A 24,334-nucleotide genomic window follows, 5' to 3' on the forward strand; every position below is an offset into this window, starting at 1 on the left:
GGGCCAGTTATGTCTGAAGCATTGGCGCGCGGCCCCTTGGCGCCCGCCTCGATATAGCGTCGTACAGACAAGGGGGCGCGCGCCTATATAACAGGACTCACTGGCCCGAAACAAATGTGGGAGCGGCCTTGCGCCGCGAAGCGCCGCGCGGGCGGCGCTCGATCTCAAAACCACCCAATGCATCAAGGCGAGCACCTCTGCGCCCTCAGCCACACCCCAGGCGGTCCACAAGCTTTCCCATTACGCTAAGATGGCCGCCCACGTCTCTGGAAACTGCCTGGATGAGCAAGCCCGGTCAATTGGTGCTGGTTACGCTACGCAAGATGATCGCCTCCGGCGAGCTGGCCGCCGGCGAGCGTCTGATGGAAATCCCCACCGCCGAACGCTTCGGTGTTTCGCGCATGCCGGTGCGCATGGCATTCCGCACCCTTGAGCAGGAAGGTTTGCTGGTGCGCTTTGGCGGGCGTGGGTTTCAGGTGCGTTCGGTCAGCGCAGACGACATCGCCGGCGCAGTCGAGGTTCGCGGTGTGCTCGAAGGCCTGGCCGCCCGCCAGGCGGCAGAGCGTGGCCTGTCGCACGAAGCACAAGAGGCGCTGCAGCGCTGCCTGGTCGAAGGCGACCAGCTGTTCGGCAAAGGCTTCGTCACCGAAGAGGACCTGCAGGCCTACCATGACCTCAACATGCGCTTCCACCAGGTGATCGTCGAAGCCAGCCACAACCCGGCGATCGCCGATGCCCTGGCGCGCAATGACCACCTGCCGTTCGCCTCGGTCACCGCCCTGGCAGTGGACCGCCATGACCTGGCGCGTGAATACCGGCGCTTCAACTACGCCCACATGCAGCACCATTCGGTGTTCGATGCCCTGGTCAGCAGGCAGGGTGCCCGCGCCGAAGCCATCATGCGCGAGCACGCCAATGCCACCTTGCGTTATGCCGAGACCTTCGGCGCGGCAACGGCCGACGCGCGCATGAAGGTCATCCTGCCCTCGGCGTGAGGCCCCTCAGAGGTCAAGCACCAGCAGCGGGGTTTTCGACCGCGAGCAGCAGGGCGTGAACTGATCGTTCAGGGCCTGCTCCTGCTCCGTGAGGAACAGGTCGCGATGCTCGGGCGTGCCGGACAGGACGCGTGTCAGGCAGGTGCCGCAGATGCCTTGCTCGCATGACATGGCGATGGCGATGCCGTGCTGTTCAAGCACGTGCACCACGCTCTGGTCGGCGGGCACCTCGAACACCTGGCCGGTGCTGTTCAGCTGGACCGAGAAGCTGCCATCGCCCTGGGTATCGACCGGCGCGGCGGCAAAGTATTCGCGGTGCAGGCACGCCTCCTGCCAGCCCTGCGCCTTGGCGCTTTCCAGCACGTGCTGCATGAACCCGCCCGGGCCGCACACATACAGGTGCACATCGGCTTGCGGGTTGGCCAACACCTGGGCGATGTCCAGCGCGGTCTCGGGTTGCTCGTCGAAATGCACGAACAGGCGATCGGCAAAGGCGGCGCCGCGCATACGCTCGATGAAGGCTGCGCGTTCGCTGGAGCGGGCGCAGTAATGCAGTTCGAAATCCGCGCCGCTGGCGGCCAGCTGCTCAGCCATGCACAGGATCGGGGTGATGCCGATACCGCCTGCGAACAACAGGCTGCGGCGGGCGCCCTGGGCCAGTGGGAACAGGTTGCGCGGTGCGCTGATACGCAGGCGGGCGCCGTTGTGGATCTGCTCGTGCAAGCTGCGCGAACCGCCGCGTGAGGCGGGGTCTTTGAGCACGCCGATCAGGTAGCGGTGGCGTTCTTCGGGGTGGTTGCACAGCGAGTACTGGCGAACCTGCCCTTCAGGCAGGTGCACATCAATGTGTGCCCCGGCGCTGAAGGGCGGCAGCAGGCTGCCATCGACGGCGGCCAGTTCGAAGCTGCAGATGTCTTGTGCTTCGTCGTTACGGGAAACCACTACGGCATCGATCATGTCCGTTCCTCGTCAGGCTGGGCTTGCGCTGGTCGCGATCAGTTCGGCTTGGGGCATGCGCTCGTTGGCGATCAGGCGCTCGAGGATCTTGCGCGACTGCACGCCACCGGCATCGATGTTGAGCTTGAGCAGGTTGCGCTGGGGGTAGGCGAGCAGGTTCTGCTGCTGGCGTTCGAGCATTTCCAGGTCTTCACTGAAGATCTTGCCCTGGCCCTCGCGGATGTTTGCAGTCAGCGCTTGGTCCTGCGCAGCGAAGTTGCGGGCCATGCCCCAGAAGTACCAGATCGAGGTGTCGGTTTCGGGGGTGATGAAGTCGACCACGATGCTGGATGCCTTGTGCTGCGCGTCGGCGTGATAGCCACCTTTGCCCGCGTGGGCCACGCCGACTTCGATCAGCACATGGCTGGGCGGGGTGAAGCGGCAGATCTGCCAGCGGTCCACCGGTACATCGTCGGCCAGCCCGTTGCCGCGCAGGGCCATGCGCCAGAACGGCGGTGCCATGATGTTTTCCATGTGCCGTGCAGTCACCACTTCATCGCCGGTGACGGTGGTCACGGGCGGTGCTTCATCGATTTCCTTCTGGCCGATGCTGGAGGCGTGCACGTAGGTTTCATGGGTCAGGTCCATGAGGTTGTCGATCATCAGGCGGTAGTCGCAGCCGATGTGGAACAACCCGCCGCCATAGGCCCAGTCATCGTTTACCGCCCATTCCAGATGGGGGATCAGGCTTGGGTCTGCCTGTGCCTGGTCGCCCGGCCAGACCCAGATGAAGCCATAGCGCTCGACCACGGCGAAAGTCTTGTTGCAGGGGAAGCCCCTGACCCGTTGGCCTGGCATCTCGACAGTCTTGCCGTCGCAGCCCATTACCAAACCGTGGTAGCCACACACCAGGTTGCCGTTTTCGACATAGCCCAACGACAGTGGCGCGCCGCGGTGCGGGCAAAAATCTTCCACCGCCGCCACCCGGTTCTCGTGGCCTCTGTAGAACACGATCTTTTCCCCGCAGATTTGCCGGCCCAACGGCTTGTCGGCGATTTCGTCAGGGGTGCAGGCGACATACCAAGTGTTTCTCGGGTACATGAGGCTCTCCGGAGTAGCGATTGTTTTTATTTAATGGATCCATTAAACAGGGCGCCTGATGGTTTGGTCAAATTAATAAGTCCGTAATTCGCCGTCTTTTGGGCGATTATCGAACCTTGATGGGCTTGGCTTGTTTTTTATGGATCCATTAGCTCGTTGCCTGGCTGTTGTAGTGCCTGGCTGTGCTATTCCTAAGGGGGCACTCAGCCACCGCTTGCGAGGTGGCGCCACGAGGAACACTCCCGATGCTGGTGGTCGAGCAACTGCACAAGTCGTTCATCACGCCCCAAGGCCCGCTGCCGGTGCTGCAGGGCATCGACCTGTGCCTGGCGCGCGGCAGCAGCCTGGCGCTGATGGGGGAGTCCGGCAGTGGCAAGAGCACGTTGCTGCACCTGATTGCCGGGCTGGACCGTGCCGACAGTGGGCGCATCCTGATTGACGGTGAACCGCTCGATAGCCGCTCGGAATCGTCCCTGGCGCGCTGGCGACGCGAAGGCATCGGCCTGGTGTTTCAGCAGTACAACCTGATCAGCAGCCTGGATGTGGGGGCGAACCTTGCTTTTCAGGCACGGCTTGCCGGCCGGCATGATCGGCCTTGGCTGGGGTACCTGGCTGCGCGTCTGGGCCTGGCCGAGCTGTTGACGCGTTACCCCGAGCAGTTGTCCGGCGGCCAGCAGCAGCGGGTTGCCATCGGCCGCGCCCTGGCGGCTCGCCCCGCATGGGTGCTGGCCGACGAGCCCACCGGCAGCCTGGACGAAGCCAGCAGCGACGAGGTGCTGGGCCTGTTCCTGCAACTGGTGGCCGAGGCCGGCAGCAGTGTCTTGATGGTGACCCACAGCCAGCGCCTGGCAGCGCGGTTGGCGCATTGCTGCTACTTGCAAGCTGGCCGTGTGCGCGACGAGCACGGCCCATGAACCCGCTGATGCTCACCTTGCGGGCGCTGTTGAGCCATTGGCAGCGTCATCGCGTGCAGTGCTTCAGCATTTTTACCGGCTTGTGGCTGGCCACTGCGCTATGGACCGGTGTCCAGGCGCTCAACACCCAGGCGCGCAGCGACTATGCGCGCGCCAGTGCGGTGTTGGCGGGGCCGCTGCAAGCGCAGTTGGTGCCGCGTGAGGGGGAGCGGTTCGATCAGGCGCTGTACCTGCAATTGCGCCAGTTGGGCTGGCCGGTTGCCCCGGTGCTGGAAGGGCGGTTGCGGTTTGCCGGGGAGCAGCCCGTGAGTGTTCGGCTGGTGGGCATCGAGCCGCTGAGCCTGCCATCGACCACCGCCGTTGCCGGTGTGCGGGCGGCAGACTTCGATCTGCAGGCCTTTATCGGTACGCCGGGGCAAGCCTGGGTAGGGCCGGATACCTTGCGCCAGTTGGGCAAGGCCGTTACCGACCAGGCCGTGAGCAGTGAGGGGCAGGTGCTGCCGCCTTTTGTGCTCAAGCCGGAGCTGGCGCCAGGCGTGATCGTGGTCGACATCGGCCATGCCCAAGCCTTGCTGCAGGCGCCTGGGCGGCTGTCGCGGCTGTTGCTGACGGGGCCTGTCGAGCCACTGCCTGCAGATATTGCCGCGCAGCTCGAACTGCAACCCCCCAGTGACGACGGTGGCTTGCAGCGGCTGACCGAAAGCTTTCACCTGAACCTGACGGCCCTCGGCCTGTTGGCGTTCGTGGTCGGGCTGTTTATCGCGCATGCCGCCATTGGCCTGGCACTGGAGCAACGCCGCAACCTGATCAGAAGCCTGCGTGCCTGTGGCGTCAGCTTGCACAGCCTGTTGTTTGGGTTGGCCTTGGAGCTGGGGCTGTTCGCCGTGTTGGGTGGTCTGGCCGGGGTGGCCAGCGGCTATGGGCTGGCGGCGCTGCTGCTGCCGGACTTCGCAGCCAGCTTGCGTGGCCTGTATGGCGCTCAAGTTGGCGCAGCGTTGCACCTGCCAGCGTGGTGGTGGTTGGCGGGGGTGCTGGTGAGTGTGCTGGGGGCGCTGCTGGCCGGGGTCGGCAGTGTGCTGCAGGCCGCCCGCCTGCCGTTGCTGGCGCTTGCGCAACCCCAGGCCTGGCGGCTGGCACAAGGCCGTTGGTTGAGGCGCCAGCGCTGGCTGGCGGTGTTTTTGCTGCTGGTGATGCTGGGCGGTTGGCAACTGGGCCAGGGCCTGGTCAGTGCATTTGTCACGGTGGCGGCACTGCTGCTGGCTTCGGCACTGGTGTTGCCAGCCTTGCTAGACGGTGTATTGGCCTGGGCCGCGCGCGGGCGCCGTCGGCCCCTGTCGCAGTGGTTCATCGCCGATAGCCGCCAACAGTTGCCCGCGTTGAGCCTGGCGTTGATGGCCTTGCTGCTTGCGCTGGCCGCCAGTGTTGGCGTGGGCAGCATGACCGAGGGCTTTCGCAAGACCTTTGTTGGCTGGCTTGACCTGCGCTTGGCCGCCGATCTCTACGTGACGCCCCGGGATACTGCGCAAGGTGAGCAGATGTACCAATGGCTCCAGCAGCAACCTGCGGCCAAGGTGGTACTGCCAGGCTGGCGTGTGGAAACGCGCCTGCAGGGTTGGCCGGTGCAGGTGCAGGGGGGTGTCGACCACCCGGCCTACCGCAGCCGCTGGCCCTTGCTGGAGCAGCACGCGCAGGCCTGGCAGCAATTGGCACAGGGCAAGGGAGTAATGCTCAGCGAGCAGTTGGCCCGCCGCCTCGGCCTGGGCGTGGGCGATACCCTGGCACTGGCAACCGATGGCGCGCCGCCCATGACGGTGGTGGGGGTGTATGCCGATTACGGCAACCCCAAGGGGCATGTGCTGGTCAATGCCGACTGGCTGCGCAAGCACTGGCCGCAGGCAACGCTGACCGGCCTGAGCCTGGATAGCGCCCCCGCGAACGTGCCGGCCCTCAAGGCCGCGCTGCAGCAGCGTTTTGCCCTGGACGACAGCCGCGTGGTCGAGCAGTCGCGCTTGAAGGGTTGGTCGACTGACGTGTTCAACCGCACCTTCGCCGCCACCGCTGCCCTCAACAGCCTCACGCTGGGTGTTGCTGGCGTGGCCATGTTCATCAACCTGCTGACCCTGGGCCAGAGCCGCTTGGGCCAGCTGGCGCCGCTTTGGGCGCTGGGGGTGCGCCGCAGGCAACTGGTCTGGCTGAGCTTGGGCCAGACGCTGATGCTGAGCAGCCTCACCGTGCTGCTGGCGATCCCGGTAGGGGTTTTGCTGGCGTGGTGCCTGGTGGCGGTGGTGAACGTGCAGGCGTTCGGCTGGCGATTGCCGCTGTATGTCTTCCCTGCGCAACTGATGCAACTGGCCGTGCTGGGCATCCTGACCAGCCTGCTGGCCAGCGCCTGGCCGTTGTGGCAACTGGCGCGGCGCCAGCCAAGCGATTTGTTGAGGCAGTTTGCCGATGAAAAGTAGCGCGTCTGTGCTGTTGTGCCTGTTGCTGTGCGGGTGTGATGAGCCTGCGCCCGAGAGCTTTGCTGGGCTGGGGCAGCAGGTTAGCGGGTTCAGCCAGGTGACGCGTGATCACCCCTTGGTGTTCCCGCGTGATCACGGGGCCCACGATGGTTTTCGCATCGAGTGGTGGTACGTCACCGCGAACCTCAAGGATAGCCAGGGCCGTGACTGGGGGGCGCAGTGGACGCTGTTCCGTTCGGCGCTGCGCCCAGGGGCCGAGACCCGCGACTGGAACAGCCCAAACCTGTGGATGGGGCACGCGGCCCTGACCGGGCCAGGTGGGCATCGTTCTGGCGAGACCTTGGCGCGCGGCGGTGTCGGCCAGGCAGGCGTGGTGGCCGAGCCGTTCCGGGCTTGGATCAATGACTGGTCATTGCAGGGGCACGAGGGTATCGCGGGGTTGCAGATGAAGGCAGCTGGTGAAGGCTTTCGCTACGACCTGAGCCTGCGCAGTGACAGGCCGCTGGTGTTGCATGGCAGCCAGGGCTACAGCGAAAAGTCGGGCAAGGGGCAAGCTTCGTATTACTACAGTCAGCCGTTTTATCGGGTCAGTGGTGAGGTAGAGCGTGATGGCCAGTGCATTGCGGTGACCGGCCAGGCCTGGCTTGACCGGGAATGGAGCAGCCAGCCGCTGGCTGCCGGGCAGACGGGGTGGGACTGGTTTTCACTGCACCTGGACAGTGGTGCGAAGCTGATGCTGTTCCAGGTGCGCGACACCGGGGGATTGCCGTACCGGGCGGGGACGTGGGTCAGCCCGCAGGGGGAGGTGGTGGCGCTGCGGGGGGATCAGATTCAGTTGGAGGCGTTGGCCTGGAATCGGCAGGAGGACGGGAGGGCGGTACCGACGCGTTGGCGGGTGCGGGTGGTGGAGTATGGGGTTGATGTGCGGGCTGATGCCGTGGAACCGCGTGCGTGGATGCGGACACGGTTTGCATATTGGGAAGGGCCGGTGCGCTTGCAGGGGCGTGTGGGGGGGCGGGGGTATCTGGAGATGACGGGGTATTAGGGGGGATTTAGCGTGAGTTTGGGGGGGCTTGAGGGCTTTTGCGCCTGTGAAATCGAGCGCCGCCCGCGCGGCGCATCGCGAGCGAAGCTCGCTCCTACATTTGTTTCGTTCCTGGGGGGCATTGGCGCCCGCCTTAATATCGTGTCGTATAAACAAGGCGGTCGCGCGCAAATGCCACAGGCCTCACTGGCCGGGGGTGTCAGAAATTTTGTGTTCGGGCATAAGATGAGGAAGAGGTGCAGGTATGCCAACCAAAAAGAAATCTGAGCGCCAACCGGCGCGTGAGCTGCCGAAGCTCCCGAAGGAACTGCTTGATCAATTACCCGACACGCTGATGACTGCAGAAGCCATCGAAGAGGCCTCTGCGGCGTTCAAGAAGGCGCTGATCGAGCGAGCCCGGGCTTGGGGTAGAGGTACACTTTTTCGACTTTGGCGTCAGGTCGCATCATGTGGGCGAGCTCCAGAAAAAATCGGGAGCACAGCATCAGGGATCAAGTAGGCGCTTTGAATGTGGGGTTCATGGAGCGCTTAGTGCGCCAGCCAAGCCGGCAGGTGATAAAGGGTGAAAGTCCCTACGAGAGAAGTTATGGCGAAACACCTCGACCCCGAGCCATACGTTGTGCACCGTGAGGTATACGGCGAAGCGTTGGCAGGGGAAACCAGCAGGCCAGCCATTGATCCGCGAAATCATGAGTCCATGGCGCCGACACTGTTATGCGAAGCGGAAGGCCACAGTGTGCATGACGATAATCGCAAGTCATGTTTCACGCCCTGCGCGGTCGTAGACCCTGAGCATGCTGGGAAGTCAACTTCACGGAAGCTGGGAGATCTCGCTCGTGTCTGGTCGTGACAGTCCAGACGGGGCAGGAAAGGCCACAAGCCAAAAGCCTGCCGCCTACGCGAGCGAGAAGTCGGATAACTCCGTAGTACCTGAGAAGTTGCCGAACAACGGGCTTGTCCCGGCGGAGGTGATGGAGGAAAGGGAGTTAGCCAAGGGGAACAGTGAACAGACTTCCGCATCTCGGACGCAGAGCCGGACAAGTGTGTTGTCAGGGTTGCTCGCTGTACGTCAAGCAGCTCGGCGGGATTACCGAGTCAAGTTCACGAACCTGCTGCACCACGTAACGGTCGAGCTGTTGCGCGAGAGTTTTTATACTCTCAAGCGAGACTCGGCCTGTGGTGTAGACGGAATATCGTGGCGAGATTACGAGCAAGATCTTCAGGAGAAGCTGAAAGCTTTGCATGACAACGTGCACAGTGGCCGCTATCGAGCCAAACCTGTTCGGCGGGTATTTATCCCAAAGGCAGATGGCAGCGAGCGTCCGCTGGGCGTAACGGTGTTGGAGGACAAGATCGTCCAAGCCGCCGTCGTACAAGTGCTCAACGCCATCTATGAGCAGAGCTTCCTTGGACTCTCGTATGGGTTTCGCCCTGGTCGTCGAGTTCAGTGGATATTGGACGTGGATATTCGTGCGTTCTTTGACACCATTGATCACGAGTGGATGATGTGTTTCCTGCAACACCGAATTGCGGATAGACGAGAGTGAGCACTGATAGCACGATGGCTGCGCACAAGTGTTCTCGAAAACGGGAAGCGAATTTCTGCGAAGCAGGGCACACCACGAGGTGCGCCCATTTCACCGTTATTGGCCAATATCTACCTGCACTACGTGATGGACTTATGGGTCAGGCAATGGCGCGAGCGTACTGCAGGGGGGCAGATGATTGCCGTGCGGTATGCAGACGACAGTGTAATCGGGTTTGAAAAGCGTGAAGATGCATGGAGTTTTCGCCGTGCATTGGACGTTCGACTCGCTCAATTCAACTTGACGCTACATCCAGAGAAAACACGTTTGCTGCGGTTTGGCTGGTTCGCGGTGGAAGATCGCAAGAGGCGTGGGGAAGGAAAACCAGAAACATTCGACTTCCTCGGGTTCACGCATTTCTGTAGTCAAGCCAAGAATGGGATGTTCGAGGTCGGGCGGGAGACCATCGCCAAGCGTATGAGAGCAACACTCAAAGAGATACGCAGACAACTGCATAAGCGTAGGCACGAACCGGTTCCCGTGATCGGAAAGTGGCTGAATCGACTGTTCACGGGTTACTGCAATTACTACCATGTGCCCGGTAATACAAAACGGCTGGATGCTTTTCGCCGTGAAGTTATCGGAGCATGGAGGTAGGCCCTCAAATGAAGGAGTCAGCGACACCGACTGAATTGGGAGCGCATGACTGCGCTGGCAAGGCTGTTCATCCCGTATCCGCGTGAGCTAACAATGCATCTTTATCCCATAACCCGCTTCGGCGTCAAAACCCAAGGCAGGAGCCGTATGCGGTAATTCTGCACGTACGGATCTGTGCGGGGGGTGGCAGGTGACTGCCATTCCTACCGCGACCGACGTTGCTGGCTCAGGTCAGCGGCTGAAGGTAAAAAGCCGGAAGAATCGTAGAGATCGCTTCCGGCTTTTATTATTGACTCTCGATTTCAGTTATCCAGTGGCGAAGATCATCATCCGTATATAAAAAATCTCGATCTGAAGAAGGTAAATCAACAGCTCCTAGCAATTTTAGATATTTTAAAACTACGGGATCTTCCAGTCTTAATGAGTCATCATCAAATATATTAAATGCCCATTCGGAAACATCGTCTCTCTTTGCGTTACCTGCTAATATGTCTGATATTTTATGAATTATATCAATACGTTGAAGTTGAGTGCTCAAAGTGCTATCTCCTTCCTTTGTAACTACCATCAATATCAAATATATGATGGTTCTTTTCATGGGTAACGGGCTTTGGAGCCACGCTTCTTATATTTCCAGTATGGTCTATTGTTTCATACCATGTACGTTTATTGCCGGTAGAAGGATCCCATTCTCTAACTAATCTGGCACCTTTCATTTCGCCTGGATTTCGAGACGGTTTAATTTCGTCATAAAAACGGTAACGGCCATTCTGTAATTCTCTTACGCCGCCAGAACCATATTTTTCATGCTGAGTATAATAATCTTTAAGCTTCTGGTAGTCCGCTGCGTTGTGAGCACTGTCATCGTTGTGAGCACTATCATCTTTCCCAGGCGAACATTTAGTAAGACCCAGCGGGTCGATCCAGTTCAGCGGATTCGGTGCGTACTGGTAAAGGTTTAATCCGCCGTTTAGCCCTATCGGATCAATTTGAATGAAACAACCTATGTCAGGATCGTAATATCTAAATGTGTTGTAGTGTAGCTCCGTCTCTTGGTCGAGATACTGTCCTTGGTGCCGTAAGTTCTGCTCACGCTCTTGCCGTTGAGTACGCCACTCATCCCGTGTGGTGCCCCAGCCGTGATAATTGCTGCACCAGAGTGTATGACCGTGTTGATCCGTCAACTGTTCGGGCAGTCCGGCCAGATTGGTGTGGAAATACTGTATGTCTTCCTGACCCGGTTTCCCGTCTATCCGTGCCAGCGGATCATAGCTGTTCGGGCTCGTATAGACATACAGGCTGGGCAGCCCGCTCTGAACTTCCTGCAGCAAGCGCAATCCCTGCCAGTGAAACAGCGTCCGGTATATCGGCTCGGCTTCGCCTGGCTTGTAGATCGCCTTGCTGATCCGTCGTCCCAGCGGGTCGTAGCCGAACACAATGCGCTCTATCTCACCATACCGCTCCTGCTCTACGCACACCAGCCTCCGTTCGGCGTCATACTCGAAGCGCTGAACCCGATGGCTACCGATTCGCTTCTCGCACAAGCGGCCAAAGCGGTCGTAGCGGTAGCGCTTGTCCTGGTAAACCAGTACACGGTTGTGCTTGATGAATCCATTGAGCTTGGGCCCGTCAAACAGATTACCGGCCTTGTCGTACTTGAAATCCTCTACCTGTGAAGCCTGCCAATCGGGACGGTAGTGCTGGACGGTTTGAAGTTGTTCGTTGGGATCGTAGCCATATCGATTGCTGCCCGAATAGCTTCTGCCTGTGTGGGGCAGGCTGTGGAATCGGCCAATTATTTTTTCGAGGTCGGCATGTTCATCGTTTGCAGCGCTGGACATGCCTTTGCGCTGGGTCTGAGTCAGCACTTCGGCGATGAGGTTGTCGCCTGCGTCATATCGATAGGTCTTGTCCAATAGTGGTAGGACTTCAGCGGCGGCATCTCGATAGTGGATTGCCTTGCCACTCAAGCGCCCGCTTTTGTCATAGCGTGTGCGTGTGATCAGGTTGCCTTGGGTGCGCATGACTTCGTCATGCACGGCATCACGCTCAAAGTCGCTGATGACCCGGCCGTCCAGGTTGATCTGGTGCAGGTGCCCACTGCCGTAGTAGAGGTAATTGAGATTGCGTTGATCGGGGAGGGTGAGCGTCTGCAGGTTGCCCAACTCGTCGTAGCGGTACTGCAACAGCCCGGCGCTGTTAGTTTCGCTCAACAGTTGCCCTGCGGGGTCGTAGGTGTATTCAAGCTGCTGTTTTTCACCCTGATTATTGGTGAAGGTGATGGACAACAGATTGTCGGCGGTGTCGTAGCTGTAGTCGGTGATGCCATCCTCGGTGCGCTTGCTCAGCAGGCGGCCGACTGCATCGCGTTCGAAATCTTGGCGAATCGGCGTTGTCCGCGTTGCTGGGGCGTTCTCGGACAATGGTGCTTGTTCATGGGGAGAGGGTACGTGAGTAAGGCTGGTGACCCCATCCAACACGTCGTATTCATAAATGCGACCACTGCCATCCAGGTCTTCCTGCGCAATCAGGCGGTCAAGCTTGTCCCAGCCAAAGCGATATGATTCGTCGTTTTCGTTGGTGAGGTGTAGCAGTCGGCCATAGGCGTCATAGCGAAATCTGACGCTATGACCCATGGCGTCCAGGCGCTCGACCATGCGCCCACTGAGGTCGTAGCGAAATTGCAGGTTTTTTTGCGCAGGGTCGATGTAGCGCGTCAACTGGCCAGCAGTATCGACTTCGTAGCGGTCAATACGACCATCGGGCCTTTCGCTTTCTATCAGGTAGCCACGAGCGTCATATCGGAAGCGGGTGTGCTCACCGCGCGCGTTAATGCTTTCGCTCAAGCGACCCTGCAAGTCGTAGTGGTAAAGCGTCTGGTTGTTGCTGCAGTCGCGATAGCTGAGCAACTGGCCACGGGTGTTCCAACTTAGGTGCTTGGCTTTTTCGAGGGCATCGGTGACGCGGGTAACGCGACCTTCCGGGTTGTATTGATAGTGGGTGCTGCGGCCCAGTGGATCCTGCTCCCATAGCAGATTGCCATGAGCATCGTATCCGTAGCGTCGGGTACGCCCGGCTCCGTCGGTGACCTGAACGGGTAGCGCCCAGTGGCGCAGATAGCTGATGCGTTCGCTTCGCCCAAGGGGATCGCGCGTTTCGATCAGACGGCCGATATCGTCATAGCTGTATTGCCACTCGCCGCCCTGTGGATCAGTTCGTTTGATCAACTGCCCAGCGATGATCTCTGCTTGCCAGCAGTTCCCCAGTGCGTCGACATGCTTGTAAACGTCGTACAGTGGGCCCCAGAGATAACGGTCCGTGCGTCCCAGTCCGTCTGTTACGAGGGTTTCGCCTTCTTCGAGGTTGTACTTGAACCTGTATTCCTCACCATCGCTACCCCAGTGGCGAACGACCCGCCATTCGTGGTCAGGTTGTGGCTCAAGCAAAGGTGGCAGGCGATAGGGTGTGCCATCTGCTCTTACAGGCAAAGGGCGTTTTTCAGGAATGGTGTAGCACTCCCACTCGTACTCGCGAACGGCGCCGCTAGCCAATTGGTGGCGCTTCAGATAGCCCTCTTCGGTATAGCTGAAGCGGCGCACCACCTGACCTGTCGCATCCTGGACTTCCTGCAGCTGCCCTCTGTCGGTATAGCTGTAGCTGACCAGTAGCTCGTTCCGCTCGATAGCGGGGGCACCGTTGTTCGACAGGAAGATCCGCGAGACCTTGGATACACGATTTGTATGCGCAGCCTCATAGTGAAGCTGGACAACCGTTTGGCCGTACTTGTCATAGAGCGCTTGCAGGCGACCTTGTTTGTCGTAAAGCACATCAACGTAGTTGAGATTGCGGTCGCCCAGCCTGATGAGTCTTGAACGGCTGGGCTGGTGAGGGTCGATATCAAAGACTTTGTAGCGCCCCTCGTAAATGTCCTCGACAACTGTTTGGCCATCCTCCAGCTGGAAGAAAGCCAAGCCATCCAGGACACTGACAAAGGCATCGCCGGCCTTCATGCGGCCTAGTTCCAGCCGATTACCTTCATCATCGATGTAGACCAACAGCTCGCCACCCTCAGGATGGGGGACTCGGACAAGTTCCACCTCATAAGGAACGCTCCAGCCCTTGCCAAACAAGCCGCCATTGCGAGTGTCCCTGCTATCGTAGCGGCGAGCCCATTCGATACTGAGCAGGCCAGGGAGGCTGAAGTCAGTGTCTTCGGGACCGCCCTGGAATTTGCTGCCCGTGGCTACAGCAACAGGGTTGCCAGCCTTGCAGCCTTTAATACGCCCAAATCGTCGTGAAATGATTATGCCTGCGATGATCCCCGTAAACATCGCAATCTTGCTCTTGCCATTGCGAATATCCCGTACCGTTGCTGTGCCGCCACCAATGCGCACATTCGGTGAGACATTTGCGTTTACATCGATCTTGGCATCACAGGTGGTTTTGTCACCCGAGCGCGCTGCAGGTTGACTGTCGATGAAGACCTTGTCCGACCCTTGTGCAATATAGGTTTCGGGCATGGGCGGGTGGCGACTGCAGGAGATCTGATCCTTGCTTCTGTCTTGCGCGCCAGCGTCCTTTCGGGTGGTGACGGGTGGATAGAAGATATCGCGGATCGCCATGCCTAAACCCACAAACGGGACTAGGTACGGCACCGCTGCCATGGCCATGGAACCCACGTTCTCCAGAATTGTGGGTTCGACCTGCTCGGCATCGGCCGCTCCTCCGCCAGGTGGCCCAGTGATTCCAGCAGCCCGCGCAGCGGGCTTACTGTTGATCAATACCTTATCTGATCCGCTCTCGATCTTTCCGAAGGGCGTGGGTCCTTGCACGCTGTTACCTAGATCGTCGCAAAAACTGGAGATGGCATCGCCGATAGATTGGTTGTCATCAACGGAGAGAGTGCTCAACGCACCGATCGCCGCCCCTGCGACGATACCGATGACGATGCCTCCTGTGCCGGCAGTGGCGACAGTGCCCAACACAGCCAGGCTTATTGCGGCAGCGGCTGCTGCGGTAGCGGCAGCATAGATGACCGCCTCGGCGACCGCACTGACCACTTCGGCAAGCAGGGAGGGATGAAGTATTTCGTCGCCCATGCGGGCGGCGTGAACGATCTGCGCCATGGGGTGTTAGCTCCAAGCGATGGGTTAGATGTCGTTTGCGCAGGCGAGGGCCTTAGTTGAATCGAAGCTTTTGCTTTATTGCGCGCCAGTGCTCAATGTCATCGGTGCTCAGTGGGCCTGGCTTGCTGTAATTCAGCACTAACAGGCGGTGCTGACCTGGGATCAGGCAGGCTACTTGGAGCTGGAACTGAGTCTTGTCACCCACCATTAATTCAATGGCCATCTCGCGAGCTTCAATCGGGTGTTCATCAGTACCCAAATGCGCGATCTTTGCAGGCGTGATGGCTATTGCCTTGGACTTTTCACGCAGTATTCGTAGCTGGTCGTCGATGGCCTCGTCCAACGTTTTGTCATTGGCGACAGGGCTGCGGGCCATCACCAATGTGGTGTCTCGGGCACGAAAGCGCAGGATGTTGAGCGTCAGGTCTTCAGGTGCTTCCTCGCCTAGATTGAGGATCAGGTCGTGAGTCAGGTATTCCGTCATTGTGGGAGTCCTTTCAGGAGGTCTTTACGTACGGGCAAGTGCAAGCAGCTACTTGAAGTGCCCATCCACATCGGCTTTCAGTGCACTGCTATCGCGTCCATCCGCTGTGGCACCTGCCACTCCCCCGTCAGGGTTGAGGTCGAGCTTCGCTGCGGGCGTGTTGATCTGTCCGGTCTGTTGCCCGGTGAGGTTGAAGGTCTCGCAGGTGATATTGAGCGTGCCGTTGGCCTGCATCTCGATCAGTGTCTTGCCGCACTTGAGGCGCAGGGTGTTGCCTGCTTCGATCTCGTAGTCGCCGGCGATGAGGTCGTTTTTGCCGCCGCCGACTTTCAAGGTGTCATTGGCTTTCACCACGCGCAGGCGATTGCGGCCGATGGCAATGGACTCGTCCTGGCCAATGCTCTGGGTCCGATCAACACCGACGGTGAGAGACTGGTTGTTGTTGACCTGGGTGTTCTGGTCCTTCTGGGCGTGGACGAACACTTCTTCCTTGCCCAGCTCATCCTCGAAACGCAACTCGTTGAAGCCATCACCCTTGTGGGTCTGGCTCTTGATGGTCATCCGGGTCTTGTGGTCGGGCAGGTCGTAGGGCGGCAGTTGGTCACCGCAGTAGGTACGGCCGGTGATCATCGGCTGATCGGGGTCACCGCTGACGTACTGGATGATCACGTCCTGGCCGATCCGCGGGATCGCCATCGCGCCCCAGCTGCCGCCGGCCCAGGCTTGTGAAACCCTCACCCAGCAAGAGCTGAACTCGTTGTTCTGGCTTTCACGGTCCCAGGGAAAGCTGACCTTGACCCGGCCCCACTCATCGCAATAGATCTCTTCTCCCTTCGGACCGACCACGGTTGCCATGTGCGGGCCGTCAACGCGTGGTTTTGCCAATGGGGCAGGGCGCCATTCGGCCCGGCCGGGCACCAGCACGGCAGTCTGCTCGTAGCGCGTGCTTACATCTGCGCCGGCGGCTTCTTCCTGCAGGCTGGTGAACTGTTTGCCTTTGTGGGTAACCGTGTTCACCCGCCAATGCGCGTTGAGGTCATCACGTGGGTGGCCTGCCAGAGTGAAGCTCAGGCCTGGTTGCAGGCGAACATCGTCACCTTGGACCTCGGCAATACGGACATCATGGCGGAGCGCGGTGATACGGTTTTCGGTGAACGGCTTGCCGACCGCATCGCGTTTGTAACGGCCGGGATAGTCGAAACGCTCGTACTCTTTGGACTGATGCTCCAGAAAGGGGCCGGCGGCTCTGTGCTCTTGGCGGTAGGCCGGGTTGGTAAAGGTGTAGTCGCGTTGAACCTGGCGAGCGGTACGCACCTGCTCGCTGTAGCGCAAGCGGCGAAGGCAGGGTTTGGCTTGATCGCCACCGCTGTTGGCTTGGTAGAGCACGCTATTTGGGTCTACAGGCTCGTCGCCATCAAAGAAGCCCTCGTCTTCCTCCTCGCCCTTGATGGTCCCATGGCTGATCAGCCCGAATGATTGCAGCCGATCGGTAATGATCAGCTTGTGCAGCTTTTCACTGTGCGCAAAGCGGTAGACGAAGCCTTCTTCAGCAGCCAGGCGGGCGATGAACGCCAGGTCCGTCTCACCGGCCTGGACGCAGAACTCGCGGACCTGATGGTCCATGCTGGCGCGCAGTTCGTACTGGTTGATGCCTTGTCGCTTGAGCATCAGCTCAAGAATCTGCGGCACGGTCTTCTGCTGGAAGATGCGCCAGTTCGAGCGCAGGCCGGCACGGGCCAGCTGTGGCTCGACCAGCGCGTGGTAGTAGGTGCGGTAGAAGCCACTTTCCGCCTGGCTGAAACGACTGACCAGACCGTGCACGTAACGCACTGGGCGTTCGCCATCCCAGATGGTGAACAGCACGGGCTTGTCGAGCAGATGACCGAAGTCGATATCATTTTCGAAGCTGATCAGTGTCAGCTCCAATTCGAAGGGCATGCTGATCCCCTCACGGAGTTCGAATGACACCACTTCGAATTCAGCTTGGCCAACCAGGGGTTGGAAGCTGTAACGCAAGTCAGATTGGCTAGGCATGAGAAGTCCTTGTCCGCCGTCTGAGGTGACACAAAGTCCGGGCAGGTAAACCCGCCCGGAGCATTCGCAACTGTCAGGCGGCTGGTGCGCGCCAGTCATCCGAGCCAGCGGTACCGGCTACACCGTGTTCCCACATGATCTTCCTGTAGGCCAGTGCCACCTCGATCAGCTGCGTATAGTTTTCGTTCTCCTTGTCTTGAGCGTGGGGCAGGACGGTATTGATGCTAACGATGGTTGCATCCTCAAGCTTTGTCGTGAAAAAGTGCTCTTGTTTGCCTTCCGTCGAGGTGCGGTACCAATTGACTTCGACGGTCGGCAGCATTTCGCCGTTGGCCAGCGCTTGATACATCAGTGGCGTGGCTTTGTTGAGCGAACTGGTGAACTTGAACGGCTTGTGTACGCGCTGACCGCTGGGTTGGCCGCTTTGTGGATCAGTAGGCGTAGTGACCTCATGATTGATTTCCTGCACAAGGATTTCATCTTCATGGCCTTGTTGGTAAACATTACCAACGGAGTCCGCAGTGAATGCGCCTGCGGTAATGTTGCCTTGTTTCTCTCCAGTGATCTTGATGTAAGCGGGTGTTGGCATGGCAGTCTCTCCTGCGTCCATGTGGATAAATCACGCGCACTCGGAGTGGCGTGGCCATCGGGAACGATGGGCTTGTCAACGAAGCAAATGCCTCGTCAATTCGTTGAATTCAATTGCATCGGTTGCCGGCTGTTTACTGCTGCAAAATGCCGTTGAGCGACTCCAGCACCTCGGTGGTAATCAGGTGCAGGCGGTAGCTGTAGATGCCGTAGGCCACCGCCATGGCGAGGGCGGAAATCACCAGCGGGCTCCACCACGGCCATTGCCGGGTCATGCGGAAATTGCGCGGGGCCACGTTGGTGTAGGGATCGCCGACCGATTCCGGCACGGGGCCGCGCAGTTCGCGAATGATCCCGTGAAGCTGGTGAATAAGCCCATTCAGTGACTCTTCGCCTTTCGGCGCGATGGCGTACTTGCCCTTCAAGCCCAGGCACAGCGCGAAGTACATGAACTCAAGCACGTCCGGGTAGCGTTCGGGCTCCTGCATCAGGCGCGAGAGCACGGTGAAGATCTTCTCCCCACCCCAGGTGTCGTCGTGGAAGATGCTGAGCAGCGGTTCCTGGCTCCAGCAGCTGGTCTGGCCCCAGGGTGTTTCCATGACCGCTTCATCGATGTACAGACACAAAGCGTATGAGTAGGCCAGCAGCTGCGTGTGCTCATAGCCGTGCTGACGCATCTCTTCCCTGATGTTCTCAACCTGATTGCGCACCTGTCGGTGCACGTCCCGGATGTTGGGTAGTTCATCCAAAGTGCGCAGACGCATGACCAGGCCGAACAAGGGCGCGGCAGCGTCCAGCATCAGGTTTGCGAAGCCGCCTCGCAGTTGGAAGTCTGGGTCGGCTGCGTAACCTGCATACACAGGATCTGGTTTGGGTTTTTGTTCGGAACCTTCAGCTTCTGCGGGTGAGTCGCCGGACAATGACTCCTCCAGCATCGTCTGCAGTTTTTTACTTTCAATCTGTGCAGCATCAGTGGGGTTGTTGTCTGTCACGTCATTCACTCCTGATTGCCCAGAACTGCAGCTCAAGCCCAGGGAATTCACCCGCAACATGGATACCGAAGCCATTGGAGGTCTTCATGCCTGCCCAGGTCGGGTCGCGACGGTCCAGCTCGAAGTAGATGAAGCCTGCATGGAAAGGCAGGTCCCGTGGTGCCACGGGCAGCGGCACCAGTGGAATACCCGGCAGTTGCAGCGGCACGACCTCGTTCAACGATTCCAGCGAAACGACTTTGGCCTTCTGCACGAACATCTGGCGCAACGTTTTCGGTGGCAGATTGGCGCGCACGGCCAGGATGAAATCGGCTTGGTCGATCAGGCGACGGTCTTCCAGTGTGGTCGTCATCACCCCGTACTCCAGCGTCTCCAGTGGCAGCGAAACGGCGCGGGGTTGCAGGACCGTGCTCAGTGCCCGGCGCAGGGTGTCTTCCAACGGCTTGAACGACGTGCGCAACGCTGTGTGGTGATAGGCAGGGTATTCCTGCGGCAGCCGGCTTTCGTCGGTAAACGTCACGAACTCGCCACAGGCTTGACTCATGCACAGATAAAGCTGCTCGGGGTGCGTTTGCCCCTGCCTGGCCAGGTGCTGGAAGCACGGCCACCAGCGGTTCATGGCTTGCAGCAGGTTGAAGTCGCGGATGTCCGCGATGCCGGATTGCCCTGAGGCGCCGATACGGGCTGCTAGGTTGCGTGCCCGTTCGCGCAGGGAGTTGGTGATCTCCTCCAGGAGGCGTTGCAGCGCCGGCACGGCATGCACCGAAACACTGGTGGGATAAAACCCTTCGTCCAGCTGCAAGCTGCCATCGGGGCGGCGCTCCAATATGCGTGCCATGGCCAGCCGTGTGTAAGCGCTGCTATCGTCAGCCTTGCGTTTGAGCTGCAGGTTGGCCACTGCCAAGTCAACCTGCACCAGGTCGCCGTCGGCGCTGTGAGTGTCCTTGATTTCCTCTGCGTGTGCGCGGTAACGGAAGTTGGCGGCATTGTCGGGCCAGCTCACCTCGCGGCCACCCTCGGTACGCAGCGGCAGGCACAGGAAAATCTCGCTGTCTTTGGCGCCGTCGTCCTCGATTTCCAGCGGTGGAGGGGGCGGCAGGTCAGCAGGAATATCAAACACCGTGCCGTCCGGCATGATGCCCCGCGCACGGGTGATGGCGATCTTGCCCAGGCTCAGGTACTCGTCATTCAACTGCAGTTCGCTGAAACCGTAAAAGGCGGCATTCAGGCTACCGAGGCGTTGGTGCAGGGCCGCTTCGCTGGCTCTGGCTGCTTGTTGGAAATGCTGCGGTTTGACGAACAGGCCTTCAGGCCACAAAACGGGATTACGTGAACTCATGAGCGCTCCGTGTCAGCGTGAGTAAGTGAGAAGGACTGGGTGCCATCAGTCTTCTTCCTTGAGCAGGACCTGCGTGTCGTTGAGCAACACCGACAGGATGATCTGGTGGCCGCGCGGCGGTATGCGCAGCACCTGGCTCCAGGTGGCGTTTTCCTGGTTGCGGTAGTCGGCGATCACCGCAACGAAGCGCGTTTCGGGCTCGATGGGCGCAAAGGGGATGAACTTGAACTGGCCAGGCCGCAGCAGGTAGTCGTCATCGCGGATGTAGGTGCTGCGCAGCGCCTTCGCCGGGTCCTTGTCCAGCAGTGCGTAGACGCTGTTGCGCAGCAGGGAGTCGTCGCGCAGCTGCAGGATCTTGATGGCCATGGGCGTAGCGACAGGCTCGCTGGCTACAGTGGTGGTATGGGGTAGGGTCAACACCACGGTCGGGTCTTCGTAGCGGCCGGGCGTACTTTCCTCTATGGGCGAACGCGCCAGCTCAGTGTCCTCGTCCACTGGCATTGCGACGGGCGACATTGCCGGGAACTGTTCCTGGAGGTATTCGAGCAGCGTCCCGACTTTCTCGGTCAAAGCGTAAGGGTCGCCAGCGCTTAAGCTGACGGCGTAGGGACTGGGTTCCAGAACGCCAGGCTGCTCAACTGGCACTTCGACGCTGTGAGGGTTGCCGTTGAGCGTCGGGCTGGCGTTGATGCTGAACGCGACTTGGGTGGGATGCTCTTTGGTCGCCCCGACGGGCACCGAGGGATCCTTGATCACTTGGCCGATTTTGCTCAGAGCAGTGCAGCCCGAGAGTCCGATCAGTGCCGTCAGTAGAACGACCACGAATGAATGACGCATCATGGGCGTTCTCCTGCAATCAGCTGTTCCAGCGGGTCTTCCTGGGCAGGTCCTGTCACTGTGTTCAGTGCCGCCAAGGGATCGTTGCCGATACCTGGCGCGAAGGCCGAGCAGATGTCTGCGACAACCTGCGTGGCGCTTGAAGTGGGTTGCCGGGCGTTGGCTGGAACCTCTACTAGCCAGTGATCAAGGGTTCGCTGTTCAGGACTGAACAGGTCCTCCAGAGAGCGTGCATCGGCCTGCGCAAGTTGAACCTGTAGTCGATAGGCGCCAACGCGCAGTTGGTCACCCTCCAGCAGTCGTCTGGGGGCGAGCGCTCCCAAGCTGTCGTGGCTGTCGTTCAGGTAGGTCCGCTGACAGCGGTCAATGACGCAGAAGCTGCCCTCGATCCAGCGAATCTCGCAGTGAATCGGTGCAACGGTCTGCTCCCGATCGTTGATCCGCCAAGTGGCGCTGGCGCTGCCGATGGTGCCGCCTGTGCAATCGAACTGGTGTCGCCCAGTGACGTTGTGTTGCAACTGATCAAGGTTGGTGATGCTCAAGGTCAATGTGCTCATGAGCGCCCCCGGAATCGCACGACAGGGCTGATCTGGCCGTGGCGATCATCGACAAAGCTGGTCCAGCCCAAGTAGGCGCCTTTGGTAGGGTGCAGGCAGAAGGGCGACAATGCGTTCTGCTTCAGGCGCAGTTCCAGGTCGTAGGCCAGACCATCACGCAATAGGAAGTCGATCAGAGCACGCAAGCGATTGAAGTTGATGCCGCTGGGCAACAGGTCACGCAACTGTTCCTGATCAAGCTCGCTGATCACGATGGTGAACTTGCTGCTGCGGGTTCGCGTGCGGCTACCGACCATGAACGAGCTGCCCAGTTCGCCGTTGCTGCGGCCAAGGCTCACCCGTTGCGTGGCCATGGTAGGGACGGAGCGTGTTTCGAACTCGCGGATGTGCACCTGCTTCAAGTCGAAACAGTGGGCAATGATGCCGGCGACCGTGCCCGGTGCACGGCTGCGGCTGGCGATGACCCCGGCGAAACTGAGCAGCCGGCTCCAGGGTAGCGGGGTGTCGCCGCGCAGCTGTTTGTCGTTCAAGCCGAGCAGGGCAAAAATGTACTGCGAGAAGCCATCGGTCGCGCCCGGCTGGAAGCGGATGTAATAGCGGTACTTGCGCCAGATGCGGTGCAACAGGCTCAGCAGGTAGTGGTTGAAGAAGTCGAAGAAGGCTGGCCGCACACCGATGCCGTGGGCATGCTCGTACGACACTTCTTCCAGGTAATAGGTTGGCAAGGGCGAGTCTGTGCCGTGCAGCCCCATGAACGTGGTGCACACGCGGTAGCGATCTTCTGCTCCAGGCATGCGTTCGGCCTTGTACACGTCGGACACGGGAAAGGTCAGCCGCGGGTCGCTGGCAAGCCGCACGCGCCGGCGTACGGTGGGGGCTGGCCAACGCGGTTCCAGGTCATCCCCGTGCAAGCCGTGCAGGCGTTCCAGCAACTGGAAGAAGTTGTACTGGTGCGCCTCGGCGAGCAGCTTGTCGGCTAGATCAGCGGTTGTTTGCCGGTCTGGATGGGCCATGTGTAGTGCTCGTTATTGGTGGTGTTGATCACTTCCAGTTGGTGGAAGGAGTTGATGCTGGCGTACAGGGCAAAAAAGTGTGCGAGCACGCAACCGAACAGGTACAGGTCGCCTTCGCAGAGGAATGCGCTTTGATCCAGCTTCAGCCGTGTGCGCAAGCCGCGAATGGGCTGGCCCTTGATCAGCCAATCCAGGGGTTCTGTTTGAACATCGCGGATGCCATCGAGGCGTTTGCGGGTGGTGCGGGTTTGCTGAATGTCATGCAGGGCAGCGAAGTCATAGGCGTTGATGACCGCTTTCAGCGGCTCGGCCGAGAGCAGCGACAGGTAGTTGAGCGACATGTTGGAAATCAGGGCCCACTGCAACTGGCCGTCCAGTACCGGCCGGTAGGGGCGGGTGGGAGGACAGAGGTTGGTGTAGGTGGCCAAGGGCGGCGTGACCTCGGAAGTCACATTGATGTCGTCGACGGTTAACGCCAGCGGCAGGTCGCGGTTAGTACAGGTCAGGTCGATGGACGCAGTTTCCAGCTCGCCGATGTAGGCATTGGCGTCGGCACGTACAAATGCGATGCGGTGCGTGACGCTATCGCCCCGCAATGAGTCTTCGATGCTGTAGCGGTAGTACAGCGCGGTGCGACCTTGCACATGCTCGATTTCATGGGCGAACGACTCGAACGGGCGGAAGGTTCGCAGGTGCTGGCCGGTGCTGCCGTCGGTCGTGGTGCGGGTGCTGATGACCTGATCGACACTGAAGATTTCATAGGCGTGCGGCTGCTCGCCTCGGGGCATAAGCTCGACCTGGGCGTGCCGGCTGGACAGGTCGATAGGCTCTGCGCTGTGGCTGAACAGGTTTACCGCAGGGGTGCAGAACAGGCTGAAGTCGGTGCTGTCGACACGCAGTGAATCAGGTAACTGGCGGGTGAAGTGAAATTCGAGGACGACCTGCTGAGTCGCCTGGTCGGGCCAGACCTTCTCCAGCCCGGTTACGTTGAAGAAGTGGAAACGCTCGGGAAATATGAAGTACTCCTGCAGAATTCGGTAGCCGTCGAAGACGTTCTGTGGGTAAGGCAGCAGCGCTTCGTCTGGATTGAAGCCGGGGAAGACGATGCTGTCGGCCGGCAGCCGGCGGACCTCGCCATTGACTGTCACTGCTACATGCTTGAGGTATTGAGCGATCCACAGGTACAGCGTGCGGGCAGTCTGGATATCACCGCTCAGATGAAACTCAAGGCTCGCGCAGCCCAGGGTGTTCAATGGGCGCTCGACCAAGGTTCGCAAGTCGAGCCGAACCACCGAACTGTCCAGTGTCTGGGTTGCACCCACCGCGTCGATCTCGAATGGATGGATGTCCACCGCCGTGCAGGTGCGAAACTCGCAGGGCACTCCGTCCACGGGTTTGGAAAAGAGCCGTGAACCCCGTGGGATACGATGCGACTGGCTGAGCGACTGCTTGCGCGGCGTAAACTGAATGATCGTGGCGCTTGGCAGAGGCCGCAGGTAATTGGGCCAGAGTAGCTGCAGCATCGGGTGCGTCAGCTCCGGCAGATCGTCTTCCAGCTTGAGCCGCAGTTTGGCCGTGAGGAACGCAAAGGCTTCCATCAGGCGTTCGACATCCGGGTCGCTGCCACCCTTGCCGAGCAGCCGGGCAAGCTGTGGGTTGTCCTGCGCGAAGTCGTTCCCCAATTCATGCAGGTAACGCAACTCTTCGCTGAATCGATCCTTGAGTGACATG

The 24,334-nt window shown here is 59.9% G+C and carries 17 protein-coding genes and 2 pseudogenes; 6 read left to right on the plus strand and 13 right to left on the minus strand.

Annotated elements, in window-relative coordinates; translation table 11 throughout:
• The first annotated feature begins 281 nt into the window (after window positions 1-281).
• Complete coding sequence (locus tag PC358_RS02035) at window positions 282-995, plus strand: GntR family transcriptional regulator (protein WP_033697173.1); 714 nt, start codon at window positions 282-284, stop codon at window positions 993-995.
• 6 nt (window positions 996-1,001) lie between these two features.
• Here the strand turns inward: PC358_RS02035 and PC358_RS02040 are convergent, their stop codons facing one another.
• Entirely contained in the window at window positions 1,002-1,952 is a 951-nt protein-coding gene (locus tag PC358_RS02040; protein WP_033697174.1) for a PDR/VanB family oxidoreductase, read from the minus strand.
• A gap of 12 nt (window positions 1,953-1,964) precedes the next feature.
• The gene (locus PC358_RS02045; RefSeq protein ID WP_033697176.1) at window positions 1,965-3,032 is read right to left on the minus strand and encodes an aromatic ring-hydroxylating dioxygenase subunit alpha; all 1,068 of its coding nucleotides are present in this window, start codon (window positions 3,030-3,032) and stop codon (window positions 1,965-1,967) included.
• A gap of 245 nt (window positions 3,033-3,277) precedes the next feature.
• Here PC358_RS02045 and PC358_RS02050 point away from each other — a divergent pair, with 245 nt between their 5' ends.
• The 5 genes and pseudogenes from PC358_RS02050 (at window position 3,278) to PC358_RS02065 (ending at window position 9,633) form a co-directional block, all read left to right on the plus strand.
• Window positions 3,278-3,946 (plus strand): ABC transporter ATP-binding protein, encoded by a 669-nt coding sequence (locus PC358_RS02050; RefSeq protein WP_033697177.1) that lies wholly within the window; start codon window positions 3,278-3,280, stop codon window positions 3,944-3,946.
• On the plus strand, window positions 3,943-6,405 hold the full coding sequence (locus PC358_RS02055) for an ABC transporter permease (protein ID WP_033697179.1): 2,463 nt from the start codon (window positions 3,943-3,945) through the stop codon (window positions 6,403-6,405). Before PC358_RS02050 ends, PC358_RS02055 begins: the two co-directional genes overlap by 4 nt.
• The gene (locus tag PC358_RS02060) at window positions 6,395-7,450 is read left to right on the plus strand and encodes a lipocalin-like domain-containing protein (protein WP_033697182.1); all 1,056 of its coding nucleotides are present in this window, start codon (window positions 6,395-6,397) and stop codon (window positions 7,448-7,450) included. Before PC358_RS02055 ends, PC358_RS02060 begins: the two co-directional genes overlap by 11 nt.
• Window positions 7,451-7,694: 244 nt before the next feature.
• A pseudogene (locus tag PC358_RS27540) lies at window positions 7,695-7,847 on the plus strand (IS256 family transposase); the annotation flags it as partial.
• 574 nt (window positions 7,848-8,421) lie between these two features.
• Window positions 8,422-9,633, plus strand: a pseudogene (locus PC358_RS02065) (reverse transcriptase domain-containing protein).
• A 286-nt stretch (window positions 9,634-9,919) separates the two neighbouring features.
• On the opposite strand, the gene PC358_RS27655 reads toward PC358_RS02065, so the two are convergent.
• The 11 genes from PC358_RS27655 to tssF all read right to left on the minus strand — a co-directional run bounded on the left by PC358_RS27655 (window position 9,920) and on the right by tssF (window position 24,333).
• On the minus strand, window positions 9,920-10,171 hold the full coding sequence (locus PC358_RS27655; RefSeq protein WP_077068370.1) for a hypothetical protein: 252 nt from the start codon (window positions 10,169-10,171) through the stop codon (window positions 9,920-9,922).
• Window positions 10,172-10,175: 4 nt separating this feature from the next.
• Window positions 10,176-14,759, minus strand: coding sequence for an RHS repeat-associated core domain-containing protein (locus PC358_RS02070; protein ID WP_081874700.1), 4,584 nt, complete (start codon window positions 14,757-14,759; stop codon window positions 10,176-10,178).
• A gap of 52 nt (window positions 14,760-14,811) precedes the next feature.
• Window positions 14,812-15,243, minus strand: coding sequence for a DcrB-related protein (locus PC358_RS02075; protein WP_033697184.1), 432 nt, complete (start codon window positions 15,241-15,243; stop codon window positions 14,812-14,814).
• A gap of 48 nt (window positions 15,244-15,291) precedes the next feature.
• Window positions 15,292-17,277 carry a type VI secretion system Vgr family protein gene (locus PC358_RS02080; RefSeq protein ID WP_033697186.1) on the minus strand — a complete coding sequence of 662 codons (1,986 nt, stop codon included), beginning with the start codon at window positions 17,275-17,277 and terminating at the stop codon, window positions 15,292-15,294.
• Window positions 17,278-17,350: 73 nt separating this feature from the next.
• Complete coding sequence (locus PC358_RS02085; protein ID WP_033697188.1) at window positions 17,351-17,866, minus strand: Hcp family type VI secretion system effector; 516 nt, start codon at window positions 17,864-17,866, stop codon at window positions 17,351-17,353.
• A gap of 133 nt (window positions 17,867-17,999) precedes the next feature.
• Window positions 18,000-18,857, minus strand: coding sequence for a type IVB secretion system protein IcmH/DotU (gene icmH / locus PC358_RS02090; RefSeq protein WP_033697191.1), 858 nt, complete (start codon window positions 18,855-18,857; stop codon window positions 18,000-18,002).
• Window position 18,858: 1 nt separating this feature from the next.
• Window positions 18,859-20,196 (minus strand): type VI secretion system baseplate subunit TssK, encoded by a 1,338-nt coding sequence (gene tssK / locus PC358_RS02095; protein WP_033697193.1) that lies wholly within the window; start codon window positions 20,194-20,196, stop codon window positions 18,859-18,861.
• 45 nt (window positions 20,197-20,241) lie between these two features.
• Window positions 20,242-21,036, minus strand: coding sequence for a type VI secretion system lipoprotein TssJ (tssJ, locus tag PC358_RS02100; protein WP_033697195.1), 795 nt, complete (start codon window positions 21,034-21,036; stop codon window positions 20,242-20,244).
• Window positions 21,033-21,590, minus strand: a complete 558-nt coding sequence (locus tag PC358_RS02105; RefSeq protein ID WP_033697196.1) for an FHA domain-containing protein — start codon at window positions 21,588-21,590, stop codon at window positions 21,033-21,035. The genes tssJ and PC358_RS02105 overlap by 4 nt, the downstream gene beginning before the upstream one ends.
• On the minus strand, window positions 21,587-22,603 hold the full coding sequence (gene tssG / locus PC358_RS02110) for a type VI secretion system baseplate subunit TssG (RefSeq protein ID WP_033697198.1): 1,017 nt from the start codon (window positions 22,601-22,603) through the stop codon (window positions 21,587-21,589). The genes PC358_RS02105 and tssG overlap by 4 nt, the downstream gene beginning before the upstream one ends.
• A complete protein-coding gene (tssF, locus tag PC358_RS02115; RefSeq protein WP_033697201.1) occupies window positions 22,567-24,333 on the minus strand; it encodes a type VI secretion system baseplate subunit TssF in 1,767 nt (588 codons plus the stop codon). Before tssF ends, tssG begins: the two co-directional genes overlap by 37 nt.
• Between the last annotated feature and the right edge of the window lies 1 nt (window position 24,334).

It is taken from the genome of Pseudomonas capeferrum, from assembly GCF_000731675.1.
Lineage (GTDB): Bacteria > Pseudomonadota > Gammaproteobacteria > Pseudomonadales > Pseudomonadaceae > Aquipseudomonas > Aquipseudomonas capeferrum.

Excerpts from the sequence above, each read along its gene's own strand:
- PC358_RS02070 (WP_081874700.1), bottom strand. The coding sequence starts at position 14,759 with ATGGCGCAGATCGTTCACGCCGCCCGCATGGGCGACGAAATACTTCAT.
- tssG (WP_033697198.1), bottom strand. The coding sequence starts at position 22,603 with ATGGCCCATCCAGACCGGCAAACAACCGCTGATCTAGCCGACAAGCTG.
- PC358_RS02055 (WP_033697179.1), top strand. The coding sequence starts at position 3,943 with ATGAACCCGCTGATGCTCACCTTGCGGGCGCTGTTGAGCCATTGGCAG.
- PC358_RS02075 (WP_033697184.1), bottom strand. The coding sequence starts at position 15,243 with ATGACGGAATACCTGACTCACGACCTGATCCTCAATCTAGGCGAGGAA.
- PC358_RS02085 (WP_033697188.1), bottom strand. The coding sequence starts at position 17,866 with ATGCCAACACCCGCTTACATCAAGATCACTGGAGAGAAACAAGGCAAC.
- PC358_RS02105 (WP_033697196.1), bottom strand. The coding sequence starts at position 21,590 with ATGAGCACATTGACCTTGAGCATCACCAACCTTGATCAGTTGCAACAC.
- PC358_RS02060 (WP_033697182.1), top strand. The coding sequence starts at position 6,395 with ATGAAAAGTAGCGCGTCTGTGCTGTTGTGCCTGTTGCTGTGCGGGTGT.
- PC358_RS02045 (WP_033697176.1), bottom strand. The coding sequence starts at position 3,032 with ATGTACCCGAGAAACACTTGGTATGTCGCCTGCACCCCTGACGAAATC.
- PC358_RS02035 (WP_033697173.1), top strand. The coding sequence starts at position 282 with ATGAGCAAGCCCGGTCAATTGGTGCTGGTTACGCTACGCAAGATGATC.
- tssK (WP_033697193.1), bottom strand. The coding sequence starts at position 20,196 with ATGAGTTCACGTAATCCCGTTTTGTGGCCTGAAGGCCTGTTCGTCAAA.
- tssF (WP_033697201.1), bottom strand. The coding sequence starts at position 24,333 with ATGTCACTCAAGGATCGATTCAGCGAAGAGTTGCGTTACCTGCATGAA.
- PC358_RS02040 (WP_033697174.1), bottom strand. The coding sequence starts at position 1,952 with ATGATCGATGCCGTAGTGGTTTCCCGTAACGACGAAGCACAAGACATC.
- PC358_RS02050 (WP_033697177.1), top strand. The coding sequence starts at position 3,278 with ATGCTGGTGGTCGAGCAACTGCACAAGTCGTTCATCACGCCCCAAGGC.
- tssJ (WP_033697195.1), bottom strand. The coding sequence starts at position 21,036 with ATGATGCGTCATTCATTCGTGGTCGTTCTACTGACGGCACTGATCGGA.
- PC358_RS02080 (WP_033697186.1), bottom strand. The coding sequence starts at position 17,277 with ATGCCTAGCCAATCTGACTTGCGTTACAGCTTCCAACCCCTGGTTGGC.